General features: G+C 68.5%; 14 protein-coding genes and 1 pseudogene. 10 read left to right on the plus strand and 5 right to left on the minus strand.

Features of this window, described 5'->3' with window-relative positions:
- Window positions 1–16: 16 nt before the first annotated feature.
- The 6 genes from BLS97_RS18790 (at window position 17) to helR (ending at window position 11,940) form a co-directional block, all read left to right on the plus strand.
- Window positions 17–1,339: a sugar ABC transporter substrate-binding protein gene (locus tag BLS97_RS18790; RefSeq protein WP_090478974.1), complete on the plus strand. Its 1,323-nt coding sequence runs from the start codon at window positions 17–19 to the stop codon at window positions 1,337–1,339.
- Window positions 1,340–1,421: 82 nt separating this feature from the next.
- Complete coding sequence (locus BLS97_RS18795; protein WP_090482634.1) at window positions 1,422–2,387, plus strand: carbohydrate ABC transporter permease; 966 nt, start codon at window positions 1,422–1,424, stop codon at window positions 2,385–2,387.
- A 116-nt stretch (window positions 2,388–2,503) separates the two neighbouring features.
- Window positions 2,504–3,265, plus strand: coding sequence for a carbohydrate ABC transporter permease (locus BLS97_RS18800; protein ID WP_407938069.1), 762 nt, complete (start codon window positions 2,504–2,506; stop codon window positions 3,263–3,265).
- Window positions 3,266–3,333: 68 nt separating this feature from the next.
- Complete coding sequence (locus tag BLS97_RS18805; protein ID WP_197676270.1) at window positions 3,334–5,115, plus strand: amylo-alpha-1,6-glucosidase; 1,782 nt, start codon at window positions 3,334–3,336, stop codon at window positions 5,113–5,115.
- 396 nt (window positions 5,116–5,511) lie between these two features.
- Entirely contained in the window at window positions 5,512–9,525 is a 4,014-nt protein-coding gene (locus BLS97_RS23285) for a LamG-like jellyroll fold domain-containing protein (RefSeq protein WP_172832303.1), read from the plus strand.
- A gap of 258 nt (window positions 9,526–9,783) precedes the next feature.
- Complete coding sequence (gene helR / locus BLS97_RS18815) at window positions 9,784–11,940, plus strand: RNA polymerase recycling motor ATPase HelR (RefSeq protein WP_090478983.1); 2,157 nt, start codon at window positions 9,784–9,786, stop codon at window positions 11,938–11,940.
- A 40-nt stretch (window positions 11,941–11,980) separates the two neighbouring features.
- On the opposite strand, the gene BLS97_RS18820 is transcribed toward helR, so the two are convergent.
- Window positions 11,981–12,640 carry a class I SAM-dependent DNA methyltransferase gene (locus BLS97_RS18820; RefSeq protein WP_090478986.1) on the minus strand — a complete coding sequence of 220 codons (660 nt, stop codon included), beginning with the start codon at window positions 12,638–12,640 and terminating at the stop codon, window positions 11,981–11,983.
- Window positions 12,637–13,893: a M18 family aminopeptidase gene (locus BLS97_RS18825; RefSeq protein WP_090478988.1), complete on the minus strand. Its 1,257-nt coding sequence runs from the start codon at window positions 13,891–13,893 to the stop codon at window positions 12,637–12,639. The genes BLS97_RS18820 and BLS97_RS18825 overlap by 4 nt, the downstream gene beginning before the upstream one ends.
- Window positions 13,894–14,001: 108 nt before the next feature.
- Between BLS97_RS18825 and BLS97_RS24600 the strand changes: the two are divergent.
- The 3 genes and pseudogenes from BLS97_RS24600 to BLS97_RS18835 form a co-directional block, all read left to right on the plus strand.
- Window positions 14,002–14,058, plus strand: a pseudogene (locus BLS97_RS24600) (hypothetical protein); the annotation flags it as partial.
- A 60-nt stretch (window positions 14,059–14,118) separates the two neighbouring features.
- Entirely contained in the window at window positions 14,119–14,394 is a 276-nt protein-coding gene (locus BLS97_RS18830; protein WP_231988584.1) for a YchJ family protein, read from the plus strand.
- Window positions 14,394–14,870, plus strand: coding sequence for a 2'-5' RNA ligase family protein (locus BLS97_RS18835; protein WP_090478993.1), 477 nt, complete (start codon window positions 14,394–14,396; stop codon window positions 14,868–14,870). The genes BLS97_RS18830 and BLS97_RS18835 overlap by 1 nt, the downstream gene beginning before the upstream one ends.
- Before the next feature lie 25 nt (window positions 14,871–14,895).
- Here BLS97_RS18835 and BLS97_RS18840 read toward each other — a convergent pair whose 3' ends face one another.
- Both BLS97_RS18840 and BLS97_RS18845 read right to left on the minus strand, forming a co-directional pair.
- Window positions 14,896–15,174, minus strand: a complete 279-nt coding sequence (locus tag BLS97_RS18840; protein ID WP_090478996.1) for a hypothetical protein — start codon at window positions 15,172–15,174, stop codon at window positions 14,896–14,898.
- Between the two features lie 58 nt (window positions 15,175–15,232).
- On the minus strand, window positions 15,233–16,060 hold the full coding sequence (locus BLS97_RS18845; RefSeq protein WP_231988192.1) for a pentapeptide repeat-containing protein: 828 nt from the start codon (window positions 16,058–16,060) through the stop codon (window positions 15,233–15,235).
- 141 nt (window positions 16,061–16,201) lie between these two features.
- On the opposite strand from BLS97_RS18845, the gene BLS97_RS18850 reads away from it, so the two are divergent.
- Complete coding sequence (locus tag BLS97_RS18850) at window positions 16,202–18,529, plus strand: HelD family protein (RefSeq protein ID WP_231988193.1); 2,328 nt, start codon at window positions 16,202–16,204, stop codon at window positions 18,527–18,529.
- A gap of 7 nt (window positions 18,530–18,536) precedes the next feature.
- On the opposite strand, the gene BLS97_RS18855 is transcribed toward BLS97_RS18850, so the two are convergent.
- The gene (locus BLS97_RS18855) at window positions 18,537–19,310 is read right to left on the minus strand and encodes a DUF2127 domain-containing protein (protein ID WP_090479001.1); all 774 of its coding nucleotides are present in this window, start codon (window positions 19,308–19,310) and stop codon (window positions 18,537–18,539) included.
- Between the last annotated feature and the right edge of the window lie 21 nt (window positions 19,311–19,331).

The following is a 19,331-nucleotide window of genomic DNA, read 5'->3' on the forward strand; positions in this document are numbered from 1 at the left end:
CCTGATGACGGCGTGCATGGCAATTACCGTGGCCGGTTCGCTGGCTGCGTGTTCGTCAAGCAGCACGGCCGGCGCCGCCGGCGGTTCGTCGTCCAGTGCCGCATCGAGCGCCGCTGCGCCCTCGTCGTCACCCAGTTCCGCGGCTTCGGCCGGAAGCTCTTCCAGCGCCGCTGGTTCGGCCGCCGCATCGGCGCCCGCCGGTGGCTCGGGTGGGACGGTCCAGATCTGGGATCCCTACCCCCAGTTCGACAACAACTCCGATTGGGTGAAGCTGCTCGACAGCTGCGGCACCCAAGCCGGTGTCAAGGTGAAGCGGACCGGCTTCGACACCACTGATCTGACCACCAAGACCCTGTTGGCGGCTCAGCAGGGCGTGGCCCCGAATGTGCTGATCGTCGACAATCCAGTGGTGTCGACCCTGGCCGACGCCGGCGTCCTGAACACCACCGAAGACCTCAAGCTGGACACCAGCGCATTCGAGCCGAACATCCTGGCCGCCGGCCAGCTGAACGGAAAGACCTACGGCGTCCCCATCGGGGCCAACACCCTTGCCCTCTACTACAACAAGGACGTGCTCAAGGCGGCCGGCGTCGACATCGCCACCGTCAAGGACTGGACGTCCTTGACCGCCGCATTGGCCAAGGTCAAGGCGGCGGGCAAGAAGGGCATCACCTTCTCCGCGATCGGAACCGAGGAGGGCAGCTTCCAGTTCCTCCCCTGGTTCTGGGGCTCGGGTGGCAAGCTGACCGACCTGACCTCGGGCACGGCCGCACTGCAGCTGTGGACCGATTGGCTCAAGAAGGGCTATGCCCCGAACTCCGTCATCAACAACACCCAGACCACCAGCTGGCAGGAGTTCGCCGCCGGCGACTTCGCGTTCAGCGAGAACGGCACCTGGCAGTTGGCCAACGCCGCGAAGACCGGCTTCGCGTACGGCGTGATCCCCGTTCCGGCCCAGAACGGCGGCACTGCACCCGCGCCGACCGGTGGCGAGTTCGTCACCGAGCCGGTGCAGAAGGACACCTCGATGGACGCCGCGTCGACCAAGGTGGTGGAGTGCCTCTCGGCTCCGGCCAACGCCCTGAAGACGGACACCACCCTGTCCTACGTGTCGGCTCTTGACTCGGTGCAGGCCAAGCAGACGGCCGCCAACGCGGCCCTGACTCCCTGGGTCGCTGCGGTCAAGGCGGCCAAGGGTCGCACCAGTGACAATCTCGGCACCAAGTACCCGAAGATCTCCGAGCCGATGTGGGGCGCTGTCCAGGCGGCCCTGTCCGGGTCCAGTTCGCCGGCCGACGCCATGAAGGCCGCTCAGTCCACCGCGTCGTCCGCCCAGTAGTACCGCCGGCCCGCATTCTCCGCCTTCCAGTACCGAATCGACTGCCCGGCTACCGCCCATCGGCAGAAGGGACATGTCAACGATGACCATCACCTCCCGCGCCGGACACCCGGCCGCCCCGGCTGCTGAGCCTGAAACGGCTCCGCAGCCGGGGCGGCCGGCCCGGAGCCGGTCCGGACAATGGGCAGCGTGGGGTTTCCTGTCCCCGATCGTCGTCTACCTGCTCGTCTTCTACGCCTATCCGCTGTACCGCAACATCGATCTCTCGTTGCGCAACTACACGGTCCGGTCCTTCATCGACGGGAATGCCGACTTCACCGGTTTCAAGAACTACACGCTCGCCTTTCACAACCCGACATTCTGGCCGGCTCTGGTCCACACCTTCCTGTTCACGATCGTCTCGCTGGTCTTCCAGTTCGCGATCGGGCTGGCGCTGGCCGTGTTCTTCATCCGCAGATTCCCGCTGTCGACCACGCTGCGCGCACTGTTCCTGATCCCCTGGCTGCTGCCGTTGATCGTCTCGGCCTCCACCTGGTCGTGGATGTTCAACTCCGATTCCGGGGTGATCAACTCGGCCCTGTCGTGGTTCGGGGTGAGCCCGGTCAACTGGCTGACATCACCCCAGTGGGCGCTGACCTCGGTGATCCTGGCCAACATCTGGATCGGGATCCCGTTCAATCTGGTCGTGCTCTACAGCGGCCTGCAGAACATCTCGGCCGATCTCTACGAGGCCGGCTCCCTGGACGGCGCCACCGCCTGGAAAGCCTTCCGCTACATCACCTTCCCGCTCCTGCGGCCGGTGTCGGCCATCACGTTGCTGCTCGGCTTCGTCTACACCCTGAAGGTCTTCGACATCATCTGGATCATGACCAAGGGCGGCCCGGGCGACGCGTCCACCACGCTGGCGACCTGGTCCTACCGGCTGGGATTCGGCACCCTGGTGCCCAAGTTCGGCCCGGGCGCCGCCGTCGGCAACCTGCTCATCATCATCGCGGTCATCTTCGGGTTCATCTACCTGCGGGTGCAGCGCAGCCAGGAGGCGTCATGACCACCGGGACCCTCAGAGGGCGAACGACTTCAGTGCCCCGCGCGCCGGGACGTGCGGGCGGTCGCCGGCGTCGCGGCGGCGTGAACACGGTCGTGGGCCTCGTGCTCACGGCGATCATGCTGTTCCCGATCTACTGGATGATCAACGTCTCGCTGACGCCGCCGAACCAGATGCGCAAGACACCGCCGAGCTGGTTCCCCCTGCACGCCACCTTCGCCGGGTATCAAGCGGTGCTGCACGACCAGGTGCCCTACCTGTTGACCAGCCTGCTCGTCGGCCTGGGCACGGTGATCCTGACGCTGCTGCTGGCCGCGCCGGCCGGATATGCCCTGGCCAAACTGCGGCCCCGGGGCGGAAGCGCACTGAGCTTCATCCTGCTCATCGCGCAGATGATCCCGGGGGTGATCATGGCGATGGGCTTCTACGCCATCTTCATCAATCTCCACATCACCAATCACTGGTGGGGCCTGATCATCGCCGACTCCACGCTGGCCGTTCCGTTCGGCGTACTCATCTTCACGGCCTTCATGTCCGGTATTCCGGGCGAGCTGATCCAGGCGGCGAAAATGGACGGGGCCGGCACGATGCGGGTGTTCCTGTCGGTGGTGATGCCGTTGTCCCGCAACGCCGCCGTGACGGTCTCGTTGTTCGCCTTCCTGTGGTCCTGGTCCGACTTCGTCTTCGCCTCCACCCTGGACAGCGGCGGCGATCGGCAGCCGATCACCCTGGGCATCTACCACTACATCGGCAACAACAACCAGGACTGGAACTCGATCATGGCGACCGCGGTGGTTGCCTCGATTCCCGCCGCCGTCCTGCTCATCCTGGCTCAGCGGTACGTGGCGGCCGGCGTCACGGCCGGCGCCGTCAAGGACTGAGCACGCACCAACCGACCGGCCGCCGTCACCGACGGCGGCCGGTTGCACCAGCGAACGAGATCACGACCATGACGGAGATTCCCATGCGCCCGCACGAACCAGAATCCGGCCACCCCACGTTCTCGCTCGACGAGATTCCCTTCTCCCGATACGGATCGTGGCTGGACATCTCGCCCGTGGTCGGCCTGCATCGGTTTGCCGAGGACCTCCATCTGGTCACGCACCAGACCGGTATGCACGCGATCCTGTCGCTGGTCCCCCAGGTCGACGGCGAGCGCGTCGAGACTGTCTGGGAGGCCGATCCGGCCACGCTGACCTGGCGGCACGCGGAAGGGCAGATCGATGCCGCGTTCGAAACGACCGACACCGTGCGCCTGCGCGGCCGCGGCCTGGCCCTGAAGGTGGTCGCCGCGGAACCGGCTCTGACCCCGTTCAGCGGACCCTACTTCTTCCGCGACCCGATTGACGGATCGTTGGTCTACACGCACTACCAGTCGGGGCGCCGCTATCGGATCACAACGTTGTCCGGCCGCCTCACGGTGGTCGGTGACCAGGCCCTGGGGACCGCCGAGCGCGGGGCGGTGATCGAGCCGGCCGATTCCGGCTCCTGGGAGATCGCCGTCGAAGAATTCGAGACCTCGCGTCGGCCATACGTTTCCGGCGGCAGCTTCGCTCTGGTCGAGGACGCGGTCCGAGCCGAGTTCACCAAGTTCTTGGCCGATGTGGCGCCGTGGCGGACCCAACGGACCCCCGCCGCGGACCTGGCGGCGTACGTCCTGTGGTCGGCCACGGTCAACCCGGCCGGGTTCCTGCAGCGACCGTCGGTGCTGATGAGCAAACACTGGATGGACAAGGTGTGGAGCTGGGACCACTGCTTCAACGCGGTGGCCCTGGCGGGCGGCCGGCCCGAGCTGGCGCTCGATCAGTTCCTCACCCCGTTCGACCATCAGGATCCCCGCGGTGCGTTGCCGGACTCGGTTGCCCACTCCGAGCGGCTCTACAACTTCGTCAAGCCACCCATTCACGGCTGGGCCCTCCGGACTCTGCGTCGTCACCTGGCACAGGATCTCGACGTCCAGGCCCTGACCGACATCTACTGGAAGCTGGCCTTCTGGGCCCGCTTCTGGCTCGACGCGCGTCGGGCGCCCGACCGCGAACTGCCGCATTACCAGCACGGGAACGACAGTGGCTGGGACAACGCCACCACGTTCGACCCGGCGCGTGTCCTGGAAACCGCCGACCTGGCCGGGTTCCTGGTCCAGACGCTGTCCACCCTGGCCGAACTGGCCACCGAACTCGGCCTGGTGGCCGACAGCGAGGAGTGGTCGGTCCTGGCCGACGCCATCCAGCAGGCCATGATCGATCACCTGTGGGACGGGTCGGGTTTCGGTGCCCGGAACCCGAACACGGGCGAGATCACCCGGTGCGCAAGCCTGTTGAACCTGCTACCAATCACCCTCGGTGCCCGGCTTCCCGCGCAGATCGCCGACCGGCTGGCCGACGGCATCAAGGTTCACCTGACCGAATGGGGCGTGTCCACCGAGCCGCCCAACTCCCCGCACTACGAGCCGGACGGGTACTGGCGGGGCCCGATCTGGGCGCCGTCCACGGTATTGGTGGAGAACGGCCTGCGCCGGGCCGGGCACGTCGGCCTGGCCGACGACATCAGTGACCGATTCCGCCGACTGTGCGAGAAGTCCGGCTTCGCCGAGAACTTCGACGCGCTGACCGGCGCCGGCCTGCGCGACCGGGCCTACACCTGGACTGCGAGCGCCTACCTCATTCTGGCCGCCGAACACGAGGACCGCATGCGCCTCGCCGTCCCGGATTCGGCCGAGGTCGTCGCCTGAATCAGATCTGTTCGGTGTGAAGACCTTGTCAGCAACACACACCGTCCGTATGATCATCATGGAATCGAACCGGTTCGACGCGCACACAAAGGAGTGGGCCGACTGACACATCATTGAATTCATCGGAGTCGAAGAATCGATCCGCCGGCCCGTCTGGGCCCCGGCATCACATCGTTCGGACTGGGCCAGGACTCAACTTTCGCGGAGGACAGGCGACACGCCGAGCTTCCCGGAAGCAGGCGACATGGTTGCCTGGTCCGGCCCTCGCGCCGTTTCCCGATTGCCCCTGAACTCGCGGGGTGAATTGCAGCTGCACCGGCGCGGTAGGGCCGGTGCCGGGCTGCGAAACAGGGACGTGGTCATTTCTCATTGGTCAACATGCAAAGGAGCATCAGCATGACCCGTGCTTTACTGAAATCGAATGGTCGGGCCCGCACAGCGGCCGCCCTGGTCGCCTGCACCGTCGTCGCGTTCGGAGCGACCGTCCTGGCCCCGAACGCATTCGCCGATCCGGCACCCGTGTCGGCCTCCAACACCATCGTGGTGCACGCCGACTCGGCCTTCCGCCCGGTCACGCACGTGGCCTCCGGCAGCCTCTACGGCCTGGCCGACGCCACCACCCCGGCGGACAGTCTGGTCCAGGCGATCAAGCCCAGCGAGTTCGTGATGAAGCCTATCGGTGGCACCCAGCAGGCCACCGGCGACATCGGGGTGACGTGGCAGAAGGCTGCCGCCGCCGGCGCCAAGGTCGTCGACCGGCTGTCGGACTACTACCCCGGCTGGCCGTACCAGTTCAGCTGGTCCAACTGGGACTCGGTGGTGACCAACGAGATCGCCAAGGTCAAGGCCACCGGAATGACCAACCTCGCCGCCTGGGCACCGTGGAACGAACCCGATGGCACCTGGTTGTCGTCCAACGGCACCTTCGAGGACTTCTGGGTGCACACCTACCGGCTGATCCGCAGCCTGGATCCCACGACACCGATTCAGGGGCCCAGCTTCTCGGACAACATCAACGACATGGAGAACTTCCTCACGGTCGCCAAGGCGACCAACACCATGCCGGACATCCTGGCCTGGCACGAATTGATCCGGTCGTCGAAGATCGCCGGAGATGTCGCCACCGTCGAAGCTCTCGAGGACAAGCTCGGCATCGCCCGTCTTCCCATCGACATCGAGGAGTACGCGACCACCGCCGAGGTGGGTATCCCCGGCTCGCTGGTGGGCTACATCGCCAAGTTCGAACGTTTGGGTATCCGGAACGCGGAACTGCCGTTCTGGAACAGGTCCGGCCAACTCGGCGATCTGCTCACCGGTGACGGCGCGACGCCGAACGGTGCCTACTGGATGTACAAGTGGTACGCCGACATGAGCGGCAACATGGTGACCACCACCCCACCCGGCAACAACAACTTCGATGCTGCCGCCTCGCTGACCGCCGATGCCAAGGAACTGGACGTCATCACTGGCGGTACCACCGGCCCGGCCGCGGTGAACATCACCGGCCTGAACGCCACGGCCCTGGGCTCCAGTGTCGACGTCAAGCTCGAGGTCAGCCCGACCTACGGACGCACCACCGGCGTCAACGGCCCGATCACCGTCTCCGAGACCACCTATCAGGTCGGTGCCGACGGTTCCATCACCGTTCCGATCGTGATGAACCCGGCCTACGGGTACCACGTCGTCGTCACCCCGGCCAAGGCCTCGACCCCCACGCTGACCGGTGGCTACACGTTCACGAACGTGAACTCCGGCCTGGCCATGGATCTCGGGTCCCCGGCCGCCCCGGTCGACCAGACCGCTCTCGACAGCACCAAGGCCACCCAGGTGTGGAAGCTGGTCGACGCCGGCGCCGGGCTGTACAAGATCGTCAACAACAGCACCGGCCAGTACCTGACCGTGCAGAACGGCGCCTCCGGAAACGGCGCCCCGGCCGCGACCTCTGCCGACGACGGGTCCAACAACTACCTGTGGCAGGCCGTTCCCGACGGGAAGGGCAACTACCGCCTCACCAACTTCGGCTCCGGATACGTCCTGGCCGTGACCGGGATGAGCAAGGCGGGCGGCGCCCAGGTGGTCCAGTGGACGGACGGCTCCTCCACCTCGGCCTGCACCGCGGCCGGAGCGCGGGCGGCCGGCAAGATCGGAAGCGGATCGCTCAACTTCTGCAACACCAGTGCCTACGTGAGCCTGCCGACCGGTGTGGTGAGCTCGTTGACCGGCGACTACACCGTGTCGACCTGGGTGAACCCGGCCAGCAACACCAGCTGGCAGCGGGTGTTCGACATCGGCTCCAGCAGCAACGCCAGCATGTTCCTGACCATCAGCGACGGCACCGAGCTGCGCTACGCCATCACGACCAGCGGCGGCGGGGGCGAGCAGCGACTCAACAGCAGCACCAAGCTGCTACCGCTCAACCAGTGGTCCCTGGTGACGATCACCGTGGCCGGAACCACCGGCACCATGTACGTCAACGGACAGGTCGTGGCCACCAACACCGCCATGACGGTGCACCCGTCGGCCTTCGGTCAGAGCACCCGCAACTACATCGGCAAGTCGCAGTACAGCGATCCCGCGCTGAACGGCTCCGTGGATGACTTCAACATCTACGACCGAGCCCTGTCCGCCACCGAGGTCGCGGCCCTGGCCGCCGGACAGGCCGGCGCCGGCAACGTTGCCTACTACAAGTTCGACGAAGCATCAGGGGCCACCGTCGTCGACTCCTCGGCCCACGCGCAGAACGCCGGCATCGTCAACGGCGCTGCGACCACCTCCACCACGGCCACCGATACGGCGACGGCGGATCACTTCTGGAAGCTGACGGCTGCGGATACCCGCACGATGCAGAGCATCACTTTCCCGACGGTCGGGGCCCTCACCGTGGGGCAGCCGGACGTCGCGCTGACCGCCACCGCAACCTCCGGGTTGGCGGTCACCTACACGGCGACCGGATCCTGCACCGTCGTCGACGGCTCGGCCCACGCGGTCGCCCCTGGCGCCTGCGCCATCACGGCATCGCAGGGCGGCAACGACACCTACCAGCCGGCACCGGATGCCGTCCAGAACATCACCGTTGCTCCCGGCGCCATCACGGCGGGGACGCCGGACATCTCCGGTGACCCGGTGGTGGGCGTCACCCTCACCGCGGATCCCGGAACCTGGGCTCCGTCGGATGTGTCGCTGTCCTATCAGTGGTTGTCGAGCGGCGCTGCCGTCTCCGGCGCCACCGGGTCGACCTACACCCCGACCACTTCCGACATCGGCAACCAGGTCTCGGTTCAGGTGACGGCGACTAAGGACGGCTACACCACCGCCTCCGCCACCTCGGCCCCGACCAGCATGGTCCAGGGGGTGGTGATCGCCGGTACCCCGACCGTCACCGGTTCCGCCGTCGTGGGGAGCACCCTGACCGCCGACCCGGGCACCTGGTCCCCGTCGGACGCGATCCTGACCTACCAGTGGCTGTCCAACGGGTCGCCGATCGTCGGCGCCGGCGGGAACACCTACACGCCGACCTCATCTGATGCCGGCCAGCACATCTCGGTCACCGTCACCGGCAACAAGTCCGGGTACATCGGAGCCTCGGCCACGTCAACGGCCACCGGCAACGTGACCAACCCGGCGTCAGCGGCCACGGTCACCCTGACGTCGGCCGTCGCCCCCTCGGCGGCCGGTTGGTACACCCAGAACGTAACGGTCACCCTCTCCGCCCCCCAGGTCGGCCAGAAGGTGCAGTTCAGCCTCAATGACGGCGTCTGGACCAACTACTCCAAGCCGTTGGCCCTCAGCGCCAACGGGGCGACCACGCTGGACACCCGGGTGCTGGACAGCAAGGGCAACCTGGTCGGCGGATCCACCACCGAGACGGTGGTCAAGATCGACAAGACCAAGCCCGTTGTGGCCCTCACCCGCACCCCGGACGTGAGCACGGGAACGCCTCGCAATCCACTGTCGTTCCTGTTCACCGCGACCGACACCTACTCAGGTGTCCAGAGCATCCAGTACCAGATCAACGGTGGTGACTGGGTCACGGCGGGCAGCGATCCGCTCGTCCTGGATCAGGTGGGCACGTACACCATCGCCTACCGGGCCACCGATGCGGCCGGCAACGTCACTGCGGTCAAGACGGTCTCCGCGACGATCAATGCCGACGTGATCACCTCGGTCAAGGCCAGCGCCTCGACGGTCAAGGCCGGTTCGCCGGTCACGTTCACGGTGGCCGGTTACGACCGTTACGACAACGTGCAGATCACCTACGGCACGAACACCACCTCGGTGATGACCGATGTCAAGGGCGGCGCCAAGGTCACCGTCGTCATTCCGGCCGACTCGCCGACCGGGGCCATGAGCGTCACCGCTACCGGGTCCGACGGGGTCACCACCGCCGGGACCAAGATCACCATCAAGTAGAAGACAACCCGACCGCGGAGCGGTACCCGACCTCGTCGTCGGGTACCGCTCCGCGGTCGTTTCGGGGGGGTCCGACGGCAATCGACCCGGCTCATCGGGCCCGGGGCGGACGTGCGCGCCCGACCGGCCGGAGGTGGAGAACTCTTTCCCCTTTCAACATATAGCGGACCGGGGGCCTTGCGGCAAGGCCCCGGTGGCGGCGCAGAATGGCCGGCCGAGGCCAGAACCAGCGCAAACAACCGTCCGGAGTTGAGGACTATGAACCAGCGCACGACCAGCGCTTTCGCCCTTCCCGACCGCCTCTTCGCCAAAGCCGACCCGGCTCTGATCGGTGACGACGAGCGGCATTTCGCCGAGATCGCCGACAACCTGCAGCGGACGATCGCCGAGTTGTCGGCGCGCCTGGACACCGCGCGACGGGCCCGGGGCGGCCAGGGGCAGGAGGCCATGGAGCGGGACGAGGAGATCCACCGGCTGACGGCCCGGTTGCGGCCGTTGCGCCGATTCGGGCTCGACCTGACTCTCGGGCGTATGGTCCGCGACGGCGATCCCGAGCCGGTGTACATCGGCCGGCTGGGGCTCACCGACGCCGATGGGCGCCGCCTGCTGGTCGATTGGCGCTCCCCCATCGCCGAGCCGTTCTTCGGCGCCACCCACGCCGACCCGATGGGTCTGGCCAGCCGTCGTCGCTACCGCTGGCACCGGGGCCGGATCAGCGACTACTGGGACGAGGTGTTCACCGCGGACGGGCTCCGGACCCGCGCCGCGCTGGACGACCAATCCGCGTTCATCGCTAGCCTCGGGGCCGACCGATCCCCGCAGATGCGCGACGTCCTGGGCACGATCGCCGCCGACCAGGACGCGATCATCCGCGCCGGATCACGAGGCGCGCTGGTGGTCGACGGGGGACCAGGAACGGGCAAGACGGTCGTCGCCCTGCACCGGACGGCGTATCTGCTGTATTCCGATCCGCGGCTCGGACACCGCCGCGGCGGGGTGCTGTTCGTCGGCCCGCATCGGCCGTACCTGAACTACGTGGCCGACGTGCTGCCCAGTCTCGGCGAAGAGGGCGTGCAGACCTGCATCCTGCGGGATCTGCTCCCCGAGGGCGAGGCGGCCCCGGCCGAGGATGATCCGCGGGTGGCGCGGCTGAAGTCGTCAGTGCGGATGGTCGCGGCCATCGAGGAGGCCGTCCGCTTCTACGAGGAACCGCCGACCCGGCCGATGACGGTGGGGACCGAGTGGTCGGACATCGTGCTGACCCCGGACGACTGGGCCGACGCCTTCGATGCGCCGAATCCCGGAACCGGCCACAACGAGGCGCGGGAGGAGATCTGTCAGGCCCTGATCAGCATTGCGGTCGACAAGGACGACAGCGATGCTTCGGCCGAGGAGATCGGAAACTCGTTGCGGCAGAACCGGGAATTGCGCTCCGCACTCAACCAGGCATGGCCACTGATCGAGCCGGCCGACCTCGTCGGGGATCTCTGGTCGGTGCCGGCCTACCTCCGCAAGTGCGCGCCCTGGCTCGGTCCCGATGATGTCCGACGACTTCAACGGTCGCAGCCGCAGGCCTGGACCGTGTCAGATCTGCCGTTGCTGGACGCGGCCCGGCACCGGTTGGGCGACTCGCGGGCCGCCGCCCGGCGCCGCCAGGAGGCGGCCGCGCTCGCGGCCGGAGGCGAACTGATGGACCGGGTGGTGAAGGACCTGATCGCCGCCGACGACTCCGAGTTGATGGTGATGTCGATGCTGCGCGGCGACGACCTGCAGAACACGCTGTCCGACAACTTCGTCCCGCCCGGCGACGAGACCGATCGGCTGGCCGGTCCGTTCGCTCACATCGTCGTCGACGAAGCCCAGGAGTTGACCGACGCAGAGTGGCAGATGCTGTTGCTGCGCTGTCCCTCTCGGAGCTTCACCGTCGTCGGCGACCGAGCTCAGGCCCGGCACGGTTTCACCGAATCGTGGGTCGAGCGACTGCAGCGGATCGGGCTCAGCCAGATCGAACTCGCGTCGCTGAGCATCAACTACCGGACGCCCGCGGAGGTCATGGTCGAGGCCGAGCCGGTGATCCGTGCTGTGCTGCCGGACGCCAACGTCCCGACCTCGGTCCGCCGCAGCGGCCGGCCGGTCCGGCACGCCGCGGTCTCCGAGTTGAACGCGGTCATCGCCGAGTGGGAGGCCGCCCACGATGACGGCATCGCCTGCGTCATCGCCGACGGCGGCGCCCACCTCGAATTCTCCGGGAATCCGCGAGTCACTCGGTTGACGCCGGAACTGTCCAAGGGCCTGGAGTTCGACCTGGTGGTCCTGGTCGACCCTGGGGCATTCGGTGGCGGGATCGAAGGAGCGGTCGATCGATACGTGGCGATGACCAGGGCCACCCAGAGCCTGGTGGTCCTGACCGGCTGACGACCCGGCCAGGGCACTGGGACGCGTGGGACGCGGTCGGTCACCTGTCATCGATGTCGGGGTGGCACGTCACCCGTTCGAGGGTGGCCAGCAGGTACGCCCGGGGGCGCTTCTCGGGCCCGTCCGGGGCTCTCACCATGGTGGCGAGCAGGCCGAACCCGGCGTCGCTCAGCATCGACGCGACGTGATCCGGCTGATGCGGGTGCACGTCGAGCGACAACGGATGCCCGTAGGCGTGGTCCAGGTGCACCGGATCGTCCCCGAGATGGAACGCGAGCAACACCGAACCACCGGGCCGAAGCACACGGGCGAACTCGCCGAAAACGGCCGGGAGCTCACTGTCCGGCATGTGCACGACCGAATACCAGGCCAGTACGCCCGCCAGCCCACCGTCGGCGACATCCAGTGCCGTCATGGAGGACACCTCGAAGCGGATCCCCGGATGCGCCGCCCGGGCCACGTCGACCATCCCCGGCGAAAGATCGATCCCGAACACGTCCAGACCAAGGGCCTGCAGGTGGGCGGCCACCCGGCCGGGGCCGCAGCCGACGTCCGCGACCGGACCGGCTCCCACCATTTCGGCGAACGCGGTGAGCAGGGCACGTTCGAGGGGACGCCCGTCCAGTTCGTCCCGCAGCAGTGCCTCGTAGTCCACCGCGACCGTGTCGTAGGAGGCGCGCACTTCGGATGCGGCGCTCATCGCGCGTCGATGAGGAAGGCGGTGGCGGCGGCGACCAGGTGTCCGGGATCGTCGACCCCGCACAGTTCCCGGGCCGAGTGCATGGACAGCACCGGGATGCCGACGTCGACGGTCCGGATGCCCAACCGGGTGGCGATCAATGGGCCAACGGTGCTCCCGCACGGCACGGTGTTCTTCCCGACGAACACCTGGCTGGGCACCCCGGCGTCCCGGCAGGCCCGGTGCCAGGCCGCCGCCCCGGGCGCATCGGTGGCATACCGCTGGTTGGCGTTGACCTTCAGGGTGGGGCCGGCGTTGGGCAGCGCCTGATGCGTCGGATCGTGGCGGTCCAGGTAGTTCGGATGGGCGGCGTGGGTGACGTCCACCGACAGGCACCGCGACCGGGCGAATGCCTGCCCCCGTGCGTCGAACCCGCCGGCCAGCCAGGTCAGCAGGTTCTCCAGTAGCGGCCCCGACGCGCCGGTCGCGGTGTCGCTGCCGATCTCCTCGTGGTCGAAACCGACGAACACGGAAATCATGTCGGAAACCTCGGCGGCGGCGATGAGGGCGCTGAGCCCGGCGTGCACCGAGACCAGGTTGTCCAGACGCGGTGCGGCCAACAGCTCCTGGTGCCGGCCCAGGGTCGCCGGCGGGGTGAGATCGTGCACCACCAGATCGTGTCCGGCGACGTCGGCCGGATCGAGTCCGGCCTCGCCGGCGACGAACGCCAGGAATTCACCGGCGGTCGGATCCCCGAGTCCCCAGATCGGGAGCAGGTGCTGCTGGGCGTCCAGGGTCAGGCCCTGGTTCACGGCGCGGTCCAGGTGTACCGCCAGCTGCGGCACCCGCAGCACCGGGCGGTCGATGTTGACCAGGACGGTCGACCCGTCGAACCGCGCGAGGCGTCCGGCCAGCCCGAGGTCGCGATCGAGCCAGGAGTTGTACAGCGCTCCCCCGTAGACCTCGACCGCGACCTGACGCCAGCCGGCCCGGCCGACGTCGGGGCGCGGCTTGACCTTGAGCGTCGGCGAGTCGGTGTGGGCCGCGAACACCCGGATCGGGGTGCCTGGGCCGGCGCCGGCAGGCACGGACCAGGCCAGCAGCGTGCCGTCGCGCACCAGATAGCGCCCGCCCGGGCCCCGCTCCCCGGCCACGGCCTCGTCCTGCTCGGTGAATCCGGCCGCCCGCAACCGGGCGCCGCCCTGAGCGACCGCGTGGTACGGCGTCGGGGAGGCCGTGATGAAGTCGGCGAGGTCCTGCGTCAACCCGTTCATTGCCGTTCATCATGGCCGACCGACATCGAGATGGCCCACCGGACACACCCTGGGCCGCCGCCCGGCGGGCCGTTGTTATGGTCGGGCCATGCGCACATCGAGAGCTCGATGGTCTGCGCCGGCCCGGCCGTGACGGCCTGCCCGTGCGGTAGCGGAGCCGGCTACGACGAATGCTGCGGTCCCCTGCACCGAGGAGTCTCGACCGCGCCGACCGCAGAGCGGTTGATGCGCGCGCGGTACTCGGCGTTCGTCCGGCGGGAGTCGACGTACCTGCTCGAGTCGTGGCATCCCAGTACCCGGCCCGGGGCCGTCGACTTCGACCCCGAGATCCGCTGGACCGGGCTCACCGTCGAAGGTCGCCACGCCGGCGGACTACTGGACCAGGTCGGCACTGTTGCGTTCGTCGCCCGGTACCGGGCCAACGGCCGCCGCGGTGAGCAACGGGAGAACAGCCGGTTCGTCCGCGAGAACGGCCGCTGGGTCTATCTCGGCGCGGTGTGATGCCGCGGCTGGTGGTGGTGCTCCCGCTCGATCCGCTGCCGCTCGGCGCCGGATGGCACCTGAACGACTGGCCGCTGCACGTGACGGTGGCGCCTACCTTCGTGATCGACGCCGAGCTGCCCACCGTGGTCGGTGCCGTCGAGCCGGTGATGCGATCGGTGCCGGCGTTCACCGTGACCGCTGGTCCGGACGAGGGCTTCGGCCGGTCCGGGGCCATCCCGGTCTCGCTCCTGGAGCCGTCACCGATCCTGGCCGGACTGCATCGGGCCCTGCTGGGGGCGATCATCGGGATCGGCGGCGTGTTCGACGATCCCGAGTACACCGGAAACCACTACCGTCCGCACATCACCATGACGAAGGCGGCCCGGGTGCACCCCGGCGACCGGCTGCATCTGCGTCAGGCGACCCTCGTCGACATGGAACCGGTTGGCGCGGAACGACTTCGGCACGTCGTGCGCTCGTGGACGCTGGTCTGAGCGCAACGCTTGTGGTGCGGGCGGATCAGACGCCGGGCGCGGAAGCCTGCCGCGCGGCGACCGCCGACCGCAGCTCCCGGTTCCGGTCGATGTCCTGTTCGATCCGGTCGAGCAGGGCCCGCATTTCGTCCTTGTCCAGCTCCGCCGGGGCATCGCCGGCCAGCGACTCCACCACCTCGGCCTGGGTGCTGAGCAGCACCTCGTGGTCCTCGTCGAACCGCGTCACCGATGTGGCGGCCGGATCGCGACCTTCGACGATCTCGAGCAGCGTGATGATGGTGTCGAAATCGGGCTGGCCGGTCATGGAGATCCTCGCTCTGGTGTCGTGAAGGGTGTTCGGGACGAACCTGTGCGCATCGAGGCTACTGCGGGCTGGTCCAGTCACCGGGCCGGGTCAGCACCGCCGGGATGGCCGTCACGGCATCGCCGTGGGCCGCATTGAGCTGGAACTGGGTCAGGAACAGGGCGGTCGACAGGTCGGCCCGGCGCAGATCCGCTCCGCGCAGGTCGGCCCCGATCAGGTCGGCTTCGCGCAGATCCGCTGAGCGGAGGTCGGCGCCGATCAGGTAGGCGCCGCGGAGGTTCGCTCCGCGCAGGTCGGCCCCACGCAGGCGCGCACCGACCAGATCCGCTCCGCGTCGGCTCTTCTGCGGCCGGTCGGCGCGGACCAGCGTGCTGACCTCCAGGAGCACCTGGTTGACCCGGTCGCGGTGAGTGGCCACATCAACCTCGAGCAGCTCCGGTGCCGGCAGCCCGGTCAGCGCGGCCGTGGCGGTCTGCAGATCGGCCGCCCGGACCCGCAGTTCTCCGGCCGATTTCTCGATCGCCTCCTGCAGATACCAGAGCAGTTCGTGCAGTTGACGCACGACCGGGAAGACCGCGAACATCTGCGCCGCCGACCCAGGATCATCGCGCCAGCTCCGCCCGGCGTAGGTGACCTGGGCCACTTGTTGTCCGGCCCCGAAGCAGTCGTAGACCGTGCACCCGGCGAACCCGCGCTGCCGCAGTGACGAGTGGATGCGGCAACCGGAGTCGGCGGCCAGATTGCGGCACGGCTCGCCGGCTGCCTTGGTGACGGCGAAGTCCGCGGAGGCGGTGAACGGTAGTGCGACACAACACAATCCGAAACAACGAGAGCAGTCGGCCAGCAGGTTCGCCCTGGGCAATGCGTCGCTCCCGGTGTCCGCCACGCGTGCCAGTATGACCGCTCTCCCATCGCGACCGGTGACCGTCCCGTCCGGTGATTGGCTCCAGCGGTCGTCCATCTGGGAAGGTAGTCCGCGGCCTCCTGGGGGCCGGCGTCGTTCGACTGCGGTGGGAGGTGAGATGCGTTGACCGGGACCGAGGGCACCGAACTCCTGGCCGAGCAGGGTTTCATCACCAACCTGTACCGGCGGCTCGATCGCATGCGCGAGGAGACGGTCCGCCTTCGCGACACCTACCTGCGCGACAGTGACGGCACGCCCGGCGGCCGGGTGCAGCGCGACATCGCCTACGCCGGGCACGCCCAGACCCTGGTCGACCTGAACGTGGCCGAGGACAAACTGTGTTTCGGGCGGCTGGACTCGGTCGACGGCCAGTCCATGCACATCGGGCGGATGGGCATCTTCTCCGAGGGAGAGGACCGCGAGCAGCTGCTGATGGACTGGCGGGCCCCGTCGGCCCGACCGTTCTATGTGGCCACCGCGGCCGCGCCCCTCGGCGTCCGGCGGCGGCGGCACCTGCGCATCCGGCGCCGGATCGTCGAGTCGATCTCCGACGAGTACCTCGACCTCACCGGCCTGTCCCCCGATGACCCGGCGCTGGCCGCGGTCAGCGCTTCCGGTCTCACCGGTGAGGCGGCGCTGCTGGCCGCGCTGAACGCTCCGCGGACCGGCCGGATGGGCGACATCGTCGAGACCATCCAGGCCGAGCAGGACCGGATCATCCGGGCCGACCGCGCCGGCATCCTGGTCGTCCAGGGCGGGCCCGGCACCGGCAAGACCGCGGTGGCCCTGCATCGCACGGCGTACCTGCTGTACACCCACCGTGGGCAGCTGGCCAACCGTGGAGTGCTGGTGATCGGCCCGAACCGGACGTTCCTGACCTACATCGGCCAGGTCCTGCCCTCGCTCGGCGAGAACGCGGTGGTGCTCTCGACAGTCGGTGATCTGTTCCCGGGCGTGCGGGCCGAGCGTGTCGAGTCCTCGCGGGTGGCGGTGCTCAAGGGCCGGCTGAACATGGCCAAGGTGATCGCCAATGCCGTGCTGGACCGGCAGCGGGTGCCGAAGACCACCATCACCGTGAAGTACGCCGGAGGCGATCTGCGACTGGACCGGCAGCTGCTCTCCCGTGCCCAGGAACGGGCCTGGCAATCGCGCCGTCCGCACAACCGGGCCCGCCAGGTCTTCCTCAAGTCGGTGTTCGACCAGTTGGCCCGGCAGGTCGCCCGCCGCCACCGCGAAGGGTTGGCCGCGGCGATCCCGCTGACCTCCGACGACTTCGAGGACATCCGACGCGACCTGCGGTCGGACGAGGACCTGCAGGCCGCGCTGTCCACCATCTGGCCCGCCCTCACCGCGCAGACCCTGGTCCGCGACCTGTTCGCCTCCCCGGCCCGGCTGCGGTTGGCCGCTCCGTTCCTGAGTGACGCCGAACGGGACCTGCTGCTGGCCGCTGCTCCCACCCAGACGTTCTCCCAATCGGACGTGCCGCTGCTCGACGAAGCGGCCGAGTTGCTCGGGCAGGACGACCGGCTGGTGATGGCCGCGGCGACCCGCGACCGCGAACAGCGCGAGGAGTACGCGCAGAGCGTGCTCGACATGCTCGGCGAGGGCGGCGAGGCCTCCGACGAGGGCACCGGCGCCGACGGGTTCCTCGGCATGGTCAGCGCGGCCGACCTGGTGGAGTTGCAGGAGGACGCGGTGTCGCTGACGTCAACGGCCGAACGGGCCGGGGCCGACCGCGAATGGACCTACGGGCACGTGGTGGTCGACGAGGCGCAGGAACTGTCGCCGATGGCCTGGCGGGTCGTGATGCGCCGCTGCCCGGTCAAGTCGATGACGTTGGTCGGCGACCTGGCCCAGACCGGGGATGCGGCGGGCGCGTCGTCCTGGGGATCCGTACTCCGGCCCTACGTGGGGCGCGACTGGCGCTTCGAGGAATTGACCGTCAACTACCGGACGCCGGCGGAGATCACTGCCGTGGCCGATCGGATTCTGGCGTCGATCGACCCGAAGCTCACCGCCCCGACCTCGGTCCGATCGACCGGCGTACTGCCCTGGTGGCAGCACACCTCGTCCGAGACGCTGGTCGAGCAGACCGCCCTCCGGGCGGCGCAGGACCTGGCGCTGGGCGGCGAGCAGCACCTGGCCGTGCTGGTGCCCGATGCGCTCTACGAGCAGGTGACGACCCGCGTGGCGGAGTTGGTGCCGGCGGCCGGCCCGGGCCACGACGTCGCCCGACCGGTGGTGGTGATGACGGTCCGGGAGGCCAAGGGTCTGGAATTCGATTCGGTGATCCTGGTCGAACCCGACCTGATCGTCGAGCAGTCGCCGAAGGGCCGGAACGACCTGTACGTGGCCGTCACCCGGGCCACGCAGCGACTCGGTGTGCTCTACACCGGCCGCCGGCCGGCCTATGCCGATCCGGCTCCCGAGGCGTCCGCCGGTCTCTGGTAGCCGGCGTTCACACGGCCGGCACGGCCGTCTCGGCCGCGGCGGCCCGCTCGACCGTCATCAGGCTCTCGGCGTGGTGCTCGGCGTGGAAGGCGCGGCCGCCGCCGCGGAACCCGAACAGGCGCTTGCTCCAGATCAGCCAGACAACGGCCGCGACGTTGACCAGGAACAGGACGATCCGGAGCCAGGTGACCCGTTCGGTGAGTTCGTAGACCTCCAGCGGCAGGAAGATGCTGGTCGCCACGACCGCGAAATACTCCCCCCACCGTTTCATCAGCCACAGTCCGGTGCCCTCGACGAACTGCAGAACGGCGTAGGCGATCAACCCGACGGCGATCCAGGTCAGCGTCCTCTCCGACAGGGAGAAGACGTCGTTGATCCCCCGGACGATCTTGGAATCGTCGATGTTCCAACCGATCTGGTCGGCCAACGGGCGCAACAGCGGGAGGTCCCGATTGAACGAATCCTGCAGGTTGCCGCGCGACTTGCGGAACACGAAGACCAGCACGGCCAGGCCGGCCAGCCCCAGGCCGCGTATCACCCGCTCGGCGGCCAGTAGCCGCATGAGGCGGCGGTCGCGCAACAGCCGACCGCGAGGCACCTCGGGGGCGTCGTCGGCCTTCCCGGATCCCTTCGGAGCCCCGACCACGTAGGTCGCGCAGCGCAGGCATCGCCAGGCTTCCCCGGCCGGGGTCTGCACGCACAGCCGATCCCGCAGCCCGGGTTCGTCCGGGGCGTAGGTCTCGTGACCGCGCCGGGCGCAGGTGTTCAGGTTCCAATCCACGCACCGCAGACTAGTGGCCGC

Origin of the sequence: Nakamurella panacisegetis, assembly GCF_900104535.1 — a bacterium.
GTDB lineage: Bacteria > Actinomycetota > Actinomycetes > Mycobacteriales > Nakamurellaceae > Nakamurella > Nakamurella panacisegetis.